Annotated in this window: 6 protein-coding genes; 5 read left to right on the forward strand and 1 reads right to left on the reverse strand. The window is 71.2% G+C overall.

Features of this window, described 5'->3' with window-relative positions; translation table 11 throughout:
* Nucleotides 1–60 precede the first annotated feature (60 nt).
* Nucleotides 61–816, forward strand: coding sequence for a hypothetical protein (locus QMO76_RS06505; protein ID WP_306360284.1), 756 nt, complete (start codon nt 61–63; stop codon nt 814–816).
* Between the two features lie 172 nt (nt 817–988).
* Nucleotides 989–1,774: a helix-turn-helix domain-containing protein gene (locus QMO76_RS06510; protein ID WP_306360285.1), complete on the forward strand. Its 786-nt coding sequence runs from the start codon at nt 989–991 to the stop codon at nt 1,772–1,774.
* Between the two features lie 176 nt (nt 1,775–1,950).
* Here QMO76_RS06510 and QMO76_RS06515 read toward each other — a convergent pair whose 3' ends face one another.
* Entirely contained in the window at nt 1,951–3,027 is a 1,077-nt protein-coding gene (locus tag QMO76_RS06515) for a nitronate monooxygenase family protein (RefSeq protein ID WP_306360286.1), read from the reverse strand.
* A gap of 340 nt (nt 3,028–3,367) precedes the next feature.
* On the opposite strand from QMO76_RS06515, the gene QMO76_RS06520 reads away from it, so the two are divergent.
* The 3 genes from QMO76_RS06520 (at nt 3,368) to QMO76_RS06530 (ending at nt 14,864) form a co-directional block, all read left to right on the forward strand.
* Complete coding sequence (locus QMO76_RS06520) at nt 3,368–4,195, forward strand: M23 family metallopeptidase (protein WP_306360287.1); 828 nt, start codon at nt 3,368–3,370, stop codon at nt 4,193–4,195.
* A gap of 56 nt (nt 4,196–4,251) precedes the next feature.
* A complete protein-coding gene (locus QMO76_RS06525) occupies nt 4,252–5,232 on the forward strand; it encodes a helix-turn-helix transcriptional regulator (protein ID WP_306360288.1) in 981 nt (326 codons plus the stop codon).
* A gap of 233 nt (nt 5,233–5,465) precedes the next feature.
* Entirely contained in the window at nt 5,466–14,864 is a 9,399-nt protein-coding gene (locus QMO76_RS06530) for a non-ribosomal peptide synthetase (protein WP_306360289.1), read from the forward strand.
* Nucleotides 14,865–15,048: the final 184 nt, after the last annotated feature.

The raw sequence follows: 15,048 nt of genomic DNA on the forward strand, positions 1-15,048 counted from the left end.
CGCGACCCGTCCAGTCCCTACAACCCGTTCAGCCTCTCGACCGGATCAACGAGGATCACCATGAAGTTCCGTACCACCGTCCTGACGGCCGCGCTCGCCACCATCGCTCTCGGGGTCGCCGCGGGCCCCGGCCATGCCGCACCCGCGCCCACCCAGACCGAGGTGCACTACGAGATCGGCCGCCAAGGCGATTCGGCCGTCCTGACCACCAGCGACGGCGCGCTGCGGACCGTCGGCGACCAACTGGTGCTGACCGCGGCCGACGGCACCCCGGTGGCGGCCGTGCCGCTGACCTACCGCATGAACGACACCGCGTATCCGATCACGGCGCGCATCGACGGCGGCACCGCGGTGCTGACGCCACAGCGGGACGGTGGCACCCCGGTGGCCGATATCGCCGCCGGTGAGATCGTCACCGCCGACCGGGCCGCCGCGCCCGTCGCGGAATCGCTCACGCCCCGCGATCAGGCGGCGCTGGGCACCCTGGCCCAGCGCCTCACCATCGGCAGCGCCATCAGCGCCGTCATCGGCGCGGTGGTCGGCGGCGGCATCGGCTGTCTGGTCGGCGGCGCGGCCGGCGCGACCATCGCCAGCCCGGTCATCGCCCTGCTGCTGCCCTTCGTCGGCGCCGCCATCGCCGGCTGCGTCATGGGCGCCGCCACCCTCGGCGCCGTCGGCGGCATGGTCGGCCTGGTCACGGTGGGCGGCCCCCTCGCCCTCTTCTCCGCCTTCCAATACTTCAGCACCATCCTCTCCCCCTGCCCGCCCGAACTCCCCGCCTGCAAGAACCCGATGACCCCCGCCCCGCGCAAGTAGTCCCACCGGCCCGCCCACGTGGTCGGTATGCCCCTGCTGACCACGCGGGAGGACGATCGCCGCACCCGCACGGGTGCGGCGATCGGTGTTCGACGCGGTGCACGCGGGCTGCCACGATCGGGGTTCTCAGGTGCTGATGGGAGGATTCGGGGTGGACAGAACAGGAGGAACGATGCCCGACGCAGCACCCGAAACCCCGATCTACGAGCAGGCGCACCCGACCATCGGCGGGTACATGCGGCAGCAGCGCTTGTTGCAGGGACTCACGCAGAAGCAGGTGGCCGACGCGCTGTTCATGTCCAAGTCCGCGTATCAGAAATACGAGAACGAGGAACGCAATCCCACGGTGCCGGTGATCCGGCAATGGTGCGACGCGCTCGATCTGCGATACGACAAACGCCGCCGGGTGATGTCGATCGTGATGGGAGAGTTGGCGCCCTGGGCCGTGGGTTCGCCGGAGGCCATCACGCCCGACGCTCTCGAATTCATCGACTCCATGCCGTATCCGGCATATCTGCACCGGGTGCCCCAGTACGACGTGCTGGCGGCGAATGCGGCCGCCAATGAGATGTGCCCCTTCCTGGACCCGGCGTTGGGCACGCCGGAGCGGCCGATCAATGTGATCGTGCAGATGATGACCGATCCGCGCGCCGAGAAGATCCTGGTCAACTGGGAGCCCATCGTGCATCGGATGATCTATGGGCTACGCGAATTCTCGGCCGGTGTGGTTCCCGCCGCGGAGGTAGCCGCTGTCTATGAAGCCTGCCGCTCTCACTCGCGATTCGAATACATGTGGAACAACCCCATGGATCCGGCCGTCTTCGACGACGATCACGTCATCATGCTGGATCCTTCGGGCCGACAGACGAATTGGCGCATGCGCTCGCTGCAGTCGTTGCATCCCTGGTGCGACTACGAGATCTTCCTGCTGACTCCGCGATCGGCCCCCGCGCCGTGAGCAGGGGCACAGCACACGAAATGTGTGTCATCCCAGGCTTGACGGGAGCGGGGTTCGGATCAGAACCTCGATGAGCCGGTGGTGTCCGAAGGGGGGTCACCACCGTGTGCGTGTGTTCACCACAGGATTCGGCGCGCGGGACACCGTCGTCCCGCGCGCCGCATCGGCGCTTGCCGTCAGTCTCGGCGCGATTGCGGATCGCCGGGAGCGTGGAGCGGGCGAATTCGCTTCGACAGCGTCCGCTCCAGGGCGGTTTTCGCATCCTCCGACAGTTGTCGCACCAGGTCGCCCGCCGGTAGGTCGGTGCCGAGGGTGTGGCTCTGCCCGGCCCAGAGGTTGACGGCGTCGGGGTTGTGCTCGGCTCGGGCCGCGGCGCGCAGGGGGGCGGTGGCGTGGTGGATTTCGGGGTAGGCGGCGGGGGCGTCGGGGTGGTCGAGCAGGAAGCGGTTGCGTAGGCCGCGGGCGCGGCGGCCGGTGAAGGCGCGGGTGAGCATGGTGGGGGTGTCGAGGGTGACGGCATCGCGCAGCAGCGCCGGGGTACCGGCCTCCGGGCAGCGCAGGAAGGCGGTGCCGAGTTGGGCGGCGGCCGCGCCCGCGGTGAGCGCGGCGGCCACGGCCGCGCCGGTCGCTATCCCGCCCGCCGCGACGATCGGCGTCTCCATCGCCGCGGTGAGCAGTTGCAGCAGTGCGAGCAGGCCGAGCGGGTCGGTGGCGTCGTCTGCCGGACGGTCCGCGAACGAGCCGCGGTGTCCGCCCGCCTCACTGCCCTGCGCGATGAGCGCGTCCGCGCCCGCCGCCACCGCCAGTCGTGCCTCGGCGACCGAGGTGACCGTCACCCACACCTCGGATCCGGCCGCGCGCAGCCGGGCGATCTCGGCGGCCGAGGGGCAGCCGAAGGTGCACGACACCACCGGCACCGGCGCGTCGGTCAGCAGGTCGAGTTTGGCCGCCCAGTCGTCGGTGTCGTGGCGCGGCTCGCCGACGGGGAAGTCGCGGCGCAGTTCCTCGAGATAGCGGGTGTAGGCCGCGGCGGGCGTGGGCGCGGCGGGGACGAAGAGGTTCACGCCGAACGGCGCGGCGGTCAGCTCCCGGGTGCGGGCGATGCGTGCGGCGGTGTCGGCGGCGGAGAGGTAGCCCGCGGCCAGGAAGCCGAGACCGCCCGCGTTCGACACCGCGGCGGTGAGTTCGGGAGTGGAGGGTCCGCCCGCCATGGGGGCCGACACGATGGGGGTGCGCAGCTCGTCCAGAAGCATGCGCCCAGTGTGCTCCGGATGACTTCGAGGTCACGGCGCGGGCGGTATGTACGCGGGCGGTATGTAACAGCACGGGCCGTCCCCTCGATGCGTGTCGTCCGGTTTGTCGGGTGTCCGGGTCTCGCGCGGAAACCGCAGGTAGAAGGCATGTGTCCAGTTGGTTTCCGACGAAGGGATAGGACTGAGTACCCAAATTTCGGCCAAGCAAGGTTGCGGAATGGTCACGACGGAGTACAGTTTCCGTCACAGCGATGCCGAATCGTTACCGGAAGCATCACCACCCGAACGCTAGGACAAAGCTTTGGCTCAGCACCGAGAGAACTCGAACTCCGTGTCAGTTATGGATTTGCTGGGCGAGAACGCGGGTGGCGTCCGGGCCAACCGCCGGCATCGTGCCGAGCCGAGCACCGCCGACCGGGTGAAGGTCGCCGCCGGTGCCGCGGTCGCCGCGGGCGCGCTCATCGGCAGCGCCAGCCAGTTGGTGCCCGCGCTGGCCAATGCCGCGCCGGTGCCCGGCAACAACGCCGAGAAGCGCGCCGCCGAGGACACCGATCTGAGCCTCGCCACCCAGACCTTCGAGCAGGCCACTCAGGCCGAGGCTCCGGCTCCGGAGGCCCCCGCCGCGCCCGACGCACAGGCCGCCCCCATCGCGGGCCAGGCCGCCCCCTTCGGCCTGAGCAATCTGCCGCCCGAGGTCGCCGCCCCGCTGGCCCAGGCCGAGCAGACCCTCAAGAGCCTGCAACAGCAGTTCGCCCCCGCCCCGGCCGTAGCGCCGGTGGCCGGTCAGATCAGTTCCGGTTTCGGCAGCCGCTGGGGCGCCATGCACTACGGCGTCGACTTCGCCGACGCCCTGGGCGCGCCGATCAAATCCGTCATGAGTGGCACCGTCGTCGAGGCTGGTCCGGCCTCCGGCTTCGGCCTGTGGGTGCGCATCCTGCAGGACGACGGCACCACCGCCGTCTACGGCCACGTCAACGACATGCTGGTGCACGAGGGCCAGCGTGTGAACGCGGGCGACGTCATCGCCACCGTCGGCAATCGCGGTCAGTCCACCGGCCCGCACCTGCATCTGGAGATCTGGGATGCCGCGGGCAACAAGATGGATCCGCTGCCGTGGTTGGCCAGCAAGGGCGTCGTCATGCAGCAGCAGTGGGGCCCGGGCCTGTAGATCGTCAGGCGCCCGTGCCGGGACGGTTTCCGGACCGACGCGTCCCGGTGGGTGCGGTGACGACCTTGGATGAACTATTCGACCCGACCACGCTGCCGGGCCGCGCGTACGCCGCGCTGGTCCAGCATCCGCGGTCCACACTGACCGAAGTCGCGGCACGACTGGGCGCTCCGCCCCGCGTGACCGAGGCCGCGCTGGAAGCCCTCTGCCGTATTCAGGCGGCGGTACGCATCGTCGACCACGACGGCAGCGTCCGCTGGGACGCCCATGCGCCGGAAGCCCTCTCGGAGGCCGAATCGCGTCGCCGCCATCACGACACGCAGCGCATGCAGGCCGCCGCCGCGCGACTGGGCGAGACCTTCCGCTCGGTGCGGCGCGCGACCGACACCAACGGCGCGATCGTCGCGGTCTATGAAAGACGGCAGTTGCTGGCCGATTTCGAGGATCTGCAGCACACCGCGCACACCCACGTGAAGACGATCGAGCGCGGCCCCTACCTCTCCGACGTGGAGACCGAGGAGCGGCTGTTCGAGCTCAAGACCGCGCGGCTGTCCCAGGGCATCGGCTACCGGACCCTGTACCAGGACACCATCTACCAGGATCCGGAGCGGCTGCGGCACGTGCTGGCCACCAACGCGGCCGGGGCACAGGCGCGCACGCTGCCCGATCCGCCGATGAAGCTGATCGTGGCCGACGACCGGCGCGCCATCCTGGTGCTGCACACCGACGAGCGCCGCGGCGACCCCATGGGCCTGCGCATCAGCCTCTCCCCGACGCTGGACCTGCTGGTGAAGACCTTCGACGTGCTGTGGGCCATGTCCACGCCGATCTCGGTGAACCCGCAGGAGTCGCTGGACGAGCGCGATCGCGCCATCCTCACGCTGATGAGCCTGGGGGCCACCGACGACACCATCGCGCGGCGACTGGGTCTGTCCCGCCGCACCGTGGTCCGGCGCACCGCGAGCCTGCTGGAGCGGCTCGGAGCCAGCACCCGCTTCCAGGCGGGCGTGCAGGCCACCCGGCGCGGCTGGCTCTGACCGGCACATCGTGTGGCGTATGTCACTGCGTTGACGGAACCGTGCAACACCTGCGCCCCCTCGTACCGATGGGTATAGGGAGTTCGGGCGGTCTCGGCCGCATCGCTTCCCCCATATAGGATTGCTCGGACCGCAGGCCCAGGCGACGACACCGGTTCGACGCCCGTGGGCGCGGGCCGAATTCGCTGTTCGGTCGCGCGGACCTGATGAATGCGAGAGGTGAACTAGCTCGAATGGATACTGCCCGCCGTTCCGCACGTGGTAGCCGTCGCCGCCGGTCGGGCAGCCCGCTGTTCGCCCAACTGCTGACGGCCGCGGTCGAGTCGGCCGCCGACGCGGTGGCCATCCGGTTCAATCCGACCGGAGCCCCGGCCGACGCCCGCGAGCTCACCTATCGTGAGCTCGACGAAGCCTCCTCGAAACTGGCCCGCGAACTCATCGCGCGCGGTGTCGGACCCGGTGACGTGGTGGCCATCGGCATCGCCCGGTCCATCGAGTCGGTGCTGTCGGTGTGGGCGGTCGCCAAGACCGGCGCGGCCTACGTGCCCGTCGATCCGAGTTACCCGCCCGAGCGCATCGAGTACCTGCTGACCGATTCCGGTGCGGTGCTGGGCCTGACCACGTCCGCGCATCGCGCGGCCCTCGGCACCACCGTCTACTGGGTGGAGCTGGACGATCCGGTGCGCGCCGAGCGCATCGACGCCCATCCGGCGCACCCCATCTCCTACACCGATCGGGTGCGCCCGCTCACCGAGCAGCATCCGGCCTACGTCATCTACACCTCGGGTTCCACCGGCCGCCCCAAGGGCGTGGTGGTCACCCACACCGGCCTGGCGGGTCTGGTGGCCGCCGAGCGCGAACACTATGCGGTGAACGGGGATTCGCGCGTGCTGCACGTGTGCTCCCCGAACTTCGACGTCTCGGTGCTGGAGCTGTTGCTCACCTTCTCCTCGGGCGCGACCCTGGTGGTCTCCCCGCCCCGGGTCTTCGGCGGTGACGAGCTCGCCGAACTGCTGCGCCGCGAACGTGTTTCGCACATGCTCATCACCCCGGCCGCGCTGGAGTCGGTCGACCCGACCGGACTCGACGAGTTGCGGGTCGTGGTGGTGGCCGGTGACAAGTTCGGTCCCGAGCTGGTGGCGCGCTGGGCGGTCGAGGGCCGCTCCTTCTACAACGGCTACGGCCCCACCGAGGCCACCATTCTGGCCACCAGCACCGCGGCCATGGTGCCCGGCGAGCCCATCACCATCGGCCCGGCCATCGCCGGGGTCGGCGCGTTCGTGCTGGACACCCGGCTGCGGCCGGTGCCCGCGGGCGTGACCGGCGAGCTGTACCTCTCGGGTCCGGCGCTGGCGCAGGGCTATCTGGCCCGGCCGGGCCTGACCGCGGAACGCTTCGTGGCCAGTCCGTTCGGCGCGGATACCGGGCATCCGGGGGCGCGGCTGTACCGTACCGGCGATCTGGTGCGCCGCCGTGAGGACGGCGTCATCGAATACCTGGGCCGCTCCGACTTCCAGGTCAAGATCCGCGGTCTGCGCATCGAACTCGGCGAGATCGACAATGCCCTGACCACGCATCCCGATATCGACTTCGCGGTCACCATGGGCAAGACGCTGCCCTCGGGCGCGACCGCGCTGGTCGCCTACGTCCTGGCCAAGCCGGGCCGCGCCGCCGATCCGGCCGCGCTGAGCGAGCACGTCGGCCGCGGCCTGCCCGCCCACATGGTGCCCTCGGCCATCGTGGTGCTCGACCACCTGCCGCTCACCCCGAACGGCAAGCTGGATCGGGACGCGTTGCCGGAGCCGGTATTCGAGACCACCACCACCCGGGCCCCGTCCGGACCGGTGGAGGAGAAGATCGCGGAACTGTTCGCGGAACTGCTGCGCGTGCACGAGATCGGCGCGGACGATTCGTTCTTCGCCATCGGCGGCGATTCGATCCTGTCCATCCAGCTGGTGTCCCGGGCCCGCGCGGCGGGCATCGTGTTCACCCCGCAGGACGTCTTCGAACAGCGCACCGTGGCCGCGCTGGCCAAGGTCGCCGTCCTCGGCGACGGCGGCGCGCCGGTCACCCTGGAGGAGCTGCCCGGCGGCGGCGTCGGCACGATTCCGCTGACCCCGGTGCTGGCCGACTATCTCGAAGACGGTGTGTACAACCGTTTCTCGCAGAGCATGGTGCTGTCGCTGCCGGAGGGCATCGACCGCGCGGCGCTGGCCGAAACGCTCGACGAGATGCTGGCCCATCACGATCTGCTGCGGGCTCGACTCGTCCAGGCGGACGGGCGATTCCAGCTCGAGGTGCCCGAAGCCGGTGCCGTGTCCGCAGATTCGCTCCTCGCCGAGGGCGACATCCCGGCCGGAGCCGTCGGTGACGAGCTGGCCCGGATCGGCAGCGCCGCCATGGATGCCACGCTCGACGCGCTGGATCCGGCGGCCGGTCGCATGCTGGCCTGTACCCGGCTGCGTCGCCCCGACGCCGCGGACGTGCTGCTGATCGCCGCCCATCACTTCGTCATCGACGGCGTCTCGTGGCGCATCCTCATCGCCGATCTGGTGGCCGCCTGGATGCAGCGCGCCGCCGGACAGCGGCCGACGCTGCCCGCCGTGGGCACCTCCTTCCGACGCTGGGCGCACGGGCTGCGCGAGGTGGCCGGTTCGCAGGCGCGCCGGGCCGAGCTGCCGTACTGGCGGCAGGTGCTCGCCACCCCGGACCCGCTGCTGGGTGCGCGCGAACTCGATTCCGCCGTGGACACTTTCGCCACGGTGCGTCGCTTCTCCGTCCAGGTGCCCGCCGATATCACCGACGCCCTGCTCACCGAGGTTCCGGCGCTGTACCGCGGCGGCGTGAACGACGGCCTGCTGGCCGCGCTGGCCCTGGCCGTGCGCGGCTGGCGCGCGCGCCGCGGCGTCGACTCCCCGGTCACCCGGGTGCGTCTGGAGGGCCACGGCCGTGAGGAGAACGTGCTGCCGGGGGCGGACATCACCCGTACCGTCGGCTGGTTCACCACCGTCTACCCGGTCGCCCTCGACCTGTCGGGCATCGACACCGCCGCCGCGCTCGAGGGCGGCTCGGTCACCGCCGCCGCGCTGCGGTCGGTGAAGGAACAGCTGATCGCCGTGCCCGACAAGGGCATCGGCTTCGGCCTGCTGCGTTACCTCGACCCCGAATCGGCCGCGGAGCTGGACGGGCGGCTGGCGCAGATCGGCTTCAACTACCTCGGTCGCGTCTCCGCCAGCGAGGTGCCCGAGAGCATGGCCGATGCCGCGTGGCTGCCCACCGACGCGCTGGGCGAGCTGAGCGTCGACCAGGATCCCACCATGCCCGCGGGCATGGTGGTCGATCTCAATGCCATCGTCACCGACGGCGAGGACGGCCCGCGCATGTCGGTCTCGGTGCAGTACGCCGCCGAGATCCTGGACGAGTCGGCGGTGCGGGAACTGGCCGAGGACTGGGTGCGCGCGCTCACCGCCGTCGCCCGCCACGCGCAGGATCCCGCCGCCGGCGGCCTGACGCCCTCGGATGTGCCGCTGGTGCGGGTCACGCAGGTCGAGCTGGACGGTTGGCGCGCATCGTATCCGGGACTGTCGGATGTGCTGCCGCTGTCGCCGTTGGGCGCGGGTCTGCTCTTCCACACCCAGCTCACCCAGGGCGCGGCCGACGACTACGTCACCCAGTTCGCCCTGGAACTGGCCGGTCAGGTCGATCTCGAACGGCTGCACCGGGCGTCGCAGGCCATCCTGGACCGCCACGCCGGACTGCGCGCGGCCTTCGTGACCGCCGCCGACGGCACCCCGGTGCAGGTCGTGGTGGACTCCCTCGAGGTGCCGTGGCGGCTGGTGGACGTCGCCGACGAGGACATCCCGGCGCTGCTCGAGGAAGACCAGCGCACCCGTTTCGATCCGGCCGCCGCGCCGCTCATGCGCTTCACGGTGTACCGCACCGGAACCGGCCGCATCCACTTCGTGCTGACCACGCACCATCTGCTCTTCGACGGCTGGTCGCTGCCGCTGCTCATGAAGGATCTGCTGGTCCTCTACGCGACGCACGGTGATTCGTCGCCGCTGCCGCCGGTGCGGCCCTACCGCGACTACCTGGCGTGGCTGGCGAAGCAGGATCGCGCGGCGACCCTGGACACGTGGCGCGACACCCTGACCGGTGCGCAGCCCACCGCCGTCTCCGCCGTGCTGGAACGCCCGGAGCAGGCGGAGATCGGTTACGGCGAAATCGAATTCGAGTTCTCCGAGGCCGAGACCCGGGCCGTGACCGCCTTCGCCGCCGACGTCGAGGTGACCGTCAATACGGTCGTGCAGGCCGCCTGGGCGCTGCTGCTGGCCACCCTCACCGATCGCGAGGACGTCGTCTTCGGCGCGGTGGTGTCCGGCCGCCCGCCGCAGCTGGACGGCGTGGACGACATGATCGGCCTGTTCGTCAACACCATTCCGGTGCGGGTGCGCTTCGACGCCGAGCAGTCCGTGCGGGATCTGCTCACCGCGGTGCAGGCCGAGCAGGCGGGCCTGCTCGAACACCACTACCTGAGCCTGGCCGAGATCCAGAGCGCGGCCGGCACCGGCGCGGCGTTCGATTCGCTGGTGGCCTACGAGTCCTACCCGGTGGACGCCGAGGGCCTGCAGGCCGCCGGCGGCTCCATCGACGGCCTCGAGGTCGCGGGCGTGCGGTCGGTGACCTTCACCCACTACCCGGTGACCGTGGTGGTGGAATCCGGTGCGTGCCTGCGCTTCAAGATCTGGCACCGCCGTGACACCGTCGGCGATCCGGCGGCGCGGGCGCTGGCCGGTCTGCTGCGCATGCTCATCGGCCGCTTCGTCGGCGCACCGCAGGAGACGCTCGCGGTGCGGCCGGACTGGTGGCGCGCGGGCGCGGCGCCCGGTCAGCTGGAACTGCCCGCCGACCGGCCGCGTCCGGCGTCGCCCACGCGCCGCGGCGGGGAGCTGCGCTTCGACGTCTCCGCCGAGGTCGCCACCGCGCTGGAAGCGCTGGCGCGGCAGACGGATTCGACCCTGTTCACGGTCGTGCACGCCGCCTTCGCGGTGCTGCTGGCGCGGCTGTCGGGCGGCGCCGGGGAGATCGCGGTCGGCGCGGTGTCCCCGGAACTCGGTGCGGTGCACCCCGGTTCGGCCGCGGTCGCACTGCGCACCGAGATCGACCCGGGCATCGTCTTCGCCGACTTGCTCGCTGCCGTGACCCGCGCCGAGGCCGAGGCGTTCGGCCGCGCGGGCGGCGGCTCCGAGCGGCTGGCCGATGTGCTCGACGTGATCCGTTCGGCGGCCGGGCATCCGCCGTTCCAGGTGCTGCTCACCACCGGGCAGGCGGGGCGCGCCGAGCGCACCGCACTGGTCGATCTCCAGCTGGATATCACCGAGCGCACCGACACCCGTGGCATGGCCCTGACCTACACCTACGCCGTGGATCTGTTCGATCCGGCGACCGTGCTGGACTTCGCCGACCGGCTCGGCCGCATTCTCGCGGCCGTGGCCGCCGACGCCCGCGCCGTGGTCGGCGATATCGACGTCTACGCGCCGGGGGAGCGCGAACTCGTCCTGCACGAATGGAATACGCCCGGCGTGCCGGTGCCGGAGCTGACCCTGGTCGACCTCATCACCGCGCAGGCGGCCGGTCGCCCCGACGCCCCGGCCATCCGCTCCGGCGACACCACGCTCACCTTCGGTGAGCTGCTGCGGCGCGCCAATGTGGTGGCGCGGGCCCTCATCGCCTACGGCGCCGGGCCGGAAACGCTGGTGGCGGTTGCCGTTCCGCGCACCGAGGAACTGCCCGTCGCGCTGCTGGCGGTGCTCATCTCCGGTGCGGGCTATCTGCCCGTCGACACCGCGTACCCGGCGCAGCGGCTGGAATTCATGCTGACCGATTCCCAGCCCGTCTGTGTGCTGACCACGACCGCCGAGCGGGATGCGGTGCCCGCCGGTGACTTCCCGGTGGTGCTGCTCGACGAGGTGGCGAGCTTCTCCGACGCACCCGTCACCGACGCCGAACGCCGTGCCCCGCTGCGCGCCGACCACCTGGCGTACGTGATCTACACCTCCGGATCCACGGGCGTGCCCAAGGGTGTGGGCGTCGCGCACCGCAACGTGGTGGAGCTGTTCGCGAATACCCAGGCGCACTTCGAATTCGACGAGAACGACGTGTGGACGCTGTTCCACTCCTTCGCCTTCGACTTCTCGGTGTGGGAGCTGTGGTGCGCGCTGGCCAACGGCGGCGCGGTGGTGGTGGTCGACCACCTGACCTCCCGGTCGCCGGAACAGTTCCGCGAGTTGCTGATTCGCGAGCGCGTGACGGTGCTCAACCAGACCCCGTCGGCGTTCTACCAGCTGGCCGAGGCCGATCGCGCCGCCGCGGCGCGGACCGGCGACTACGCGCTGCGCTATGTGGTGTTCGGCGGCGAGGCACTGGATCTGCGGCAGTTGCGACGCTGGTACGACCGGCACGCGCCGGACGCGCCCACCCTGGTGAACATGTACGGCATCACCGAGACCACGGTGCACGTGTCGTTCCTGGCCCTGGACGAGGAACTGGCGCAGCAGCCGAGCAGCATCATCGGCCGCGCCCTGCCGGGTCTTGGCGCGCGCGTGCTCGACCAGCGCCTGCATCCGGCACCGGTCGGCGTCGCGGGCGAGATCTACGTGGACGGCGCGCAGCTCTCGCGCGGCTACCTGGGGCGTCCGGGCCTGACCGCGGCGCGGTTCGTGGCCAACCCCTACGGCCCGCCCGGCTCGCGCATGTACCGCGCCGGTGACGTCGGCCGCTGGGCCGGATTCGGCGGCGAGGCCAACCTCGAGTACGCGGGCCGCAGCGACCAGCAGGTGCAGCTGCGCGGCTTCCGCATCGAACTCGGCGAGATCGAGTCGGCGCTGCTGCGGGTTCCGGGCATCAGCCAGACCGTGGTGCTGGTGCGCGACGACAACGGCGTCGACCAGCTCGTCGGATACGTGGTGCCCGAAGGCGACACCGCGCTCGACCCGGCCGAGATCAAGGCCGCGCTGGGCGAATTCCTCACCGCCTACATGGTTCCCGACGCCATCGTGGCCTTGGACGTACTGCCGCTCACCCCGAACGGCAAGCTGGACCGCAAGGCCCTGCCCGCACCGGAATTCGGCGGCTCCGTCGAGTACCGGGCCCCGCGCACCGAGTCCGAACGCGTGGTGGCGGCCGAATTCGCCGCCCTGCTGGGCGCCGCCGAGGTCGGCGTGGACGACGACTTCTTCGCCCTCGGCGGCAATTCGCTGCTCGCCACCCGCGCGGTGGCGCGCATCAACGAGGCGTTGGGCGCGAATCTCGCCGTGCGGGAGCTGTTCGAAGCGTCCAGCGTCGCCGCGCTGGCCGCCCGGGTAGTGACCGGCACCGCCGAGAACCGCCCGCCGCTGGTGCGCGCCGAGCGTCCCGCGCGGGTGCCGCTGTCGCTGGCGCAACAGCGCATGTGGGTGATCAACCAGCTCGATCCGGAATCGTCCGCCTACAACATCCCACTGGCGCTGCGGCTTTCGGGCACGCTCGACATCGAGGCATTGCGCCTGGCGGTGCTGGACGTGCTGGAGCGGCACGAATCGCTGCGCACCCGCTATCCCGTGGACGCCGACGGCATCGCCTACCAGGACATCCTGTCGGTCGCGGAGGCGCTCCCGGGTGGGCTGGCCGTGGAGCCGCTGGGCAATGCGCTGCACCGCATGACCGAGGTGCTGTCCGCCGGATTCGACGTCACCGCACAGGTTCCCGTCCGGGCGCTGCTGTGCACCGACGGCGAGACCGGATCCGAGCACTACTTCGTGGTCGTGGTGCACCACATCACCGCCGACGGCGCGTCGCTGCCGCCGCTGGCTCGCGACCTGATGACCGCGTATGTGTCGCGCTGCCAGGGCAATCCGCCCGCGTGGTCGCCGCTTCCGGTGCAGTACGCGGACTTCGCGCTCTGGCAGCACGAGGTCATCGGCACCGACGACGACGAGAACTCGGTCGCCGCGGGACAGTTGGCGTTCTGGCGGGATCGGCTCGACGGCGCGGTCGGCACCCTCGACCTGCCGCTGGACCGTCCGCGACCCGCGGTGCGCACCATGCAGGGCGGGGCCACCACCTTCACGGTGCCCGCCGAGGTGCACGAGGGGTTGCAGCGGATCGCCCGCGAGCACAACGCCTCGCTGTTCATGGTGGTGCACGCCGCGCTGGCGGTGCTGCTGTCGCGGCTGTCCGGCAGCGGCGACGTCACCATCGGCACGCCCATCGCGGGTCGCGGTGAGCGGGTGCTCGACGATGTGGTCGGCATGTTCGTCAACACCCTGGCGCTGCGCACCGCGGTGGACTCGGCGGCGAGTTTCGACGAGCTGGTCGACAAGGCACGGGAGACCGACCTCGCCGCCTACGGCAATGCCGACATCCCCTTCGAGCGCGTGGTCGAGGTGGTCGCGCCCGACCGGGCCAACGCCCAGGACCCGCTGTTCCAGGTGGTGCTGTCGTTCCAGAACACCGACCGCCCCGACCTCGAACTGCCGGGCCTGTCCATCAGCGCCCTCGACACCGGCGCGGTGTCGGCGAAGTTCGACCTCCAGGTCACCATCGACCCGCGTCAGTGGGAGGACGGCGCGGTCGGCGAACTGGCCGGCGCCCTCACCTACGCCTCGGACATCTTCGACGAGTCCACCATCCACACCTTCGGTGAGCGGCTGCAGCGTGTGCTGGCGGCCGTGGCCGCCGACCCGCGCCAACGCGTGGGGGACATCGAATTCGGTGGCGTGCAGCAGCGTTCGCACACCGCCGCCGCCAGTCTCCCGGGCACCGCGCCCGCGGTCACCCGCGGCACCCAGCTGCCGCTGCTGCTGACCGCCGCCGTGGAGGACGACCCGGACGGTCCGGCCCTGGTGTGGGGCGAGGACGCGCTGTCCTACGCCGAACTCGACGCCCGCTCCTCGCGGCTGGCGCGAGTGCTCATCGGCCGGGGCTGCGGTCCGGGCACCGGTGTCGCGCTGCGCCTGGACCGCGGCATCGACGCCGTGGTCGCCACCTGGGCGGTCCTCAAGTCCGGTGCGGCCGTGGTCCCGGTCGCCGCCGCCGATGCCGAGCTGCCCACCGACCTGGTGGTCAAGGTCGGCCTCACCGCGAGCGCCGAGAACTCCGGCAACGGCGTGGACTGGCTGGTCCTGGCCGACCCCGCCCTGGTCGCGGAGATCGCGGCGGCCTCACCCCGCCCGGTCACCTACGCCAACCGCACCCGCGCCCTGCAGGGCGGCGACCTCGCCTTCGCGCCCGCCGACCGGGGACTGAGCTACGACGAGCTCGCGGAACTGGTGAACCGGGTCAGCGGCCGCACGGAGCTGACCTTCGAGTCGCGAACCTTCCGGTTCGGTCGCCCCGATGTGCTGGCCGCCGTGGTCGAGGTGCTCGCCGCCGGTGCCGGCGGCGCGTCCGTGGTCGTCACCGCGCCGGACGGCGCGCTGGGCGAGATGCTGGCCGACGAATGGGTGACGCATCTGTTCACCGATGGTGCGGGACTGGCCGAACTCGGTGGTGAACCGCTGGAAGACCTGGCGGCCGTCGTCGTTGACGACGGGTCGGACCTGGACGCGGCGCGGCGCATCCCCTGGCTGCCCGCGGTCGTGCCGCTGGACTGAGTGCATTCCGTCCGTCATTCCGGCATGCTGTGGAGCCGGAATCCCCATACTCCGGCGGCCGACCACCGCCGGGGTAACGGTCGATGCGCAGAGATTCGATGAAGCAGGATGTGCGCCCGCGCGGTGCGCAGACGTAGACGGCAAGAATGAGGCGGAGTTGATGGGTCGGGAAGACGGAAAGCAG

It is taken from the genome of Nocardia sp. CC227C (assembly GCF_030767025.1).
Lineage (GTDB): Bacteria > Actinomycetota > Actinomycetes > Mycobacteriales > Mycobacteriaceae > Nocardia.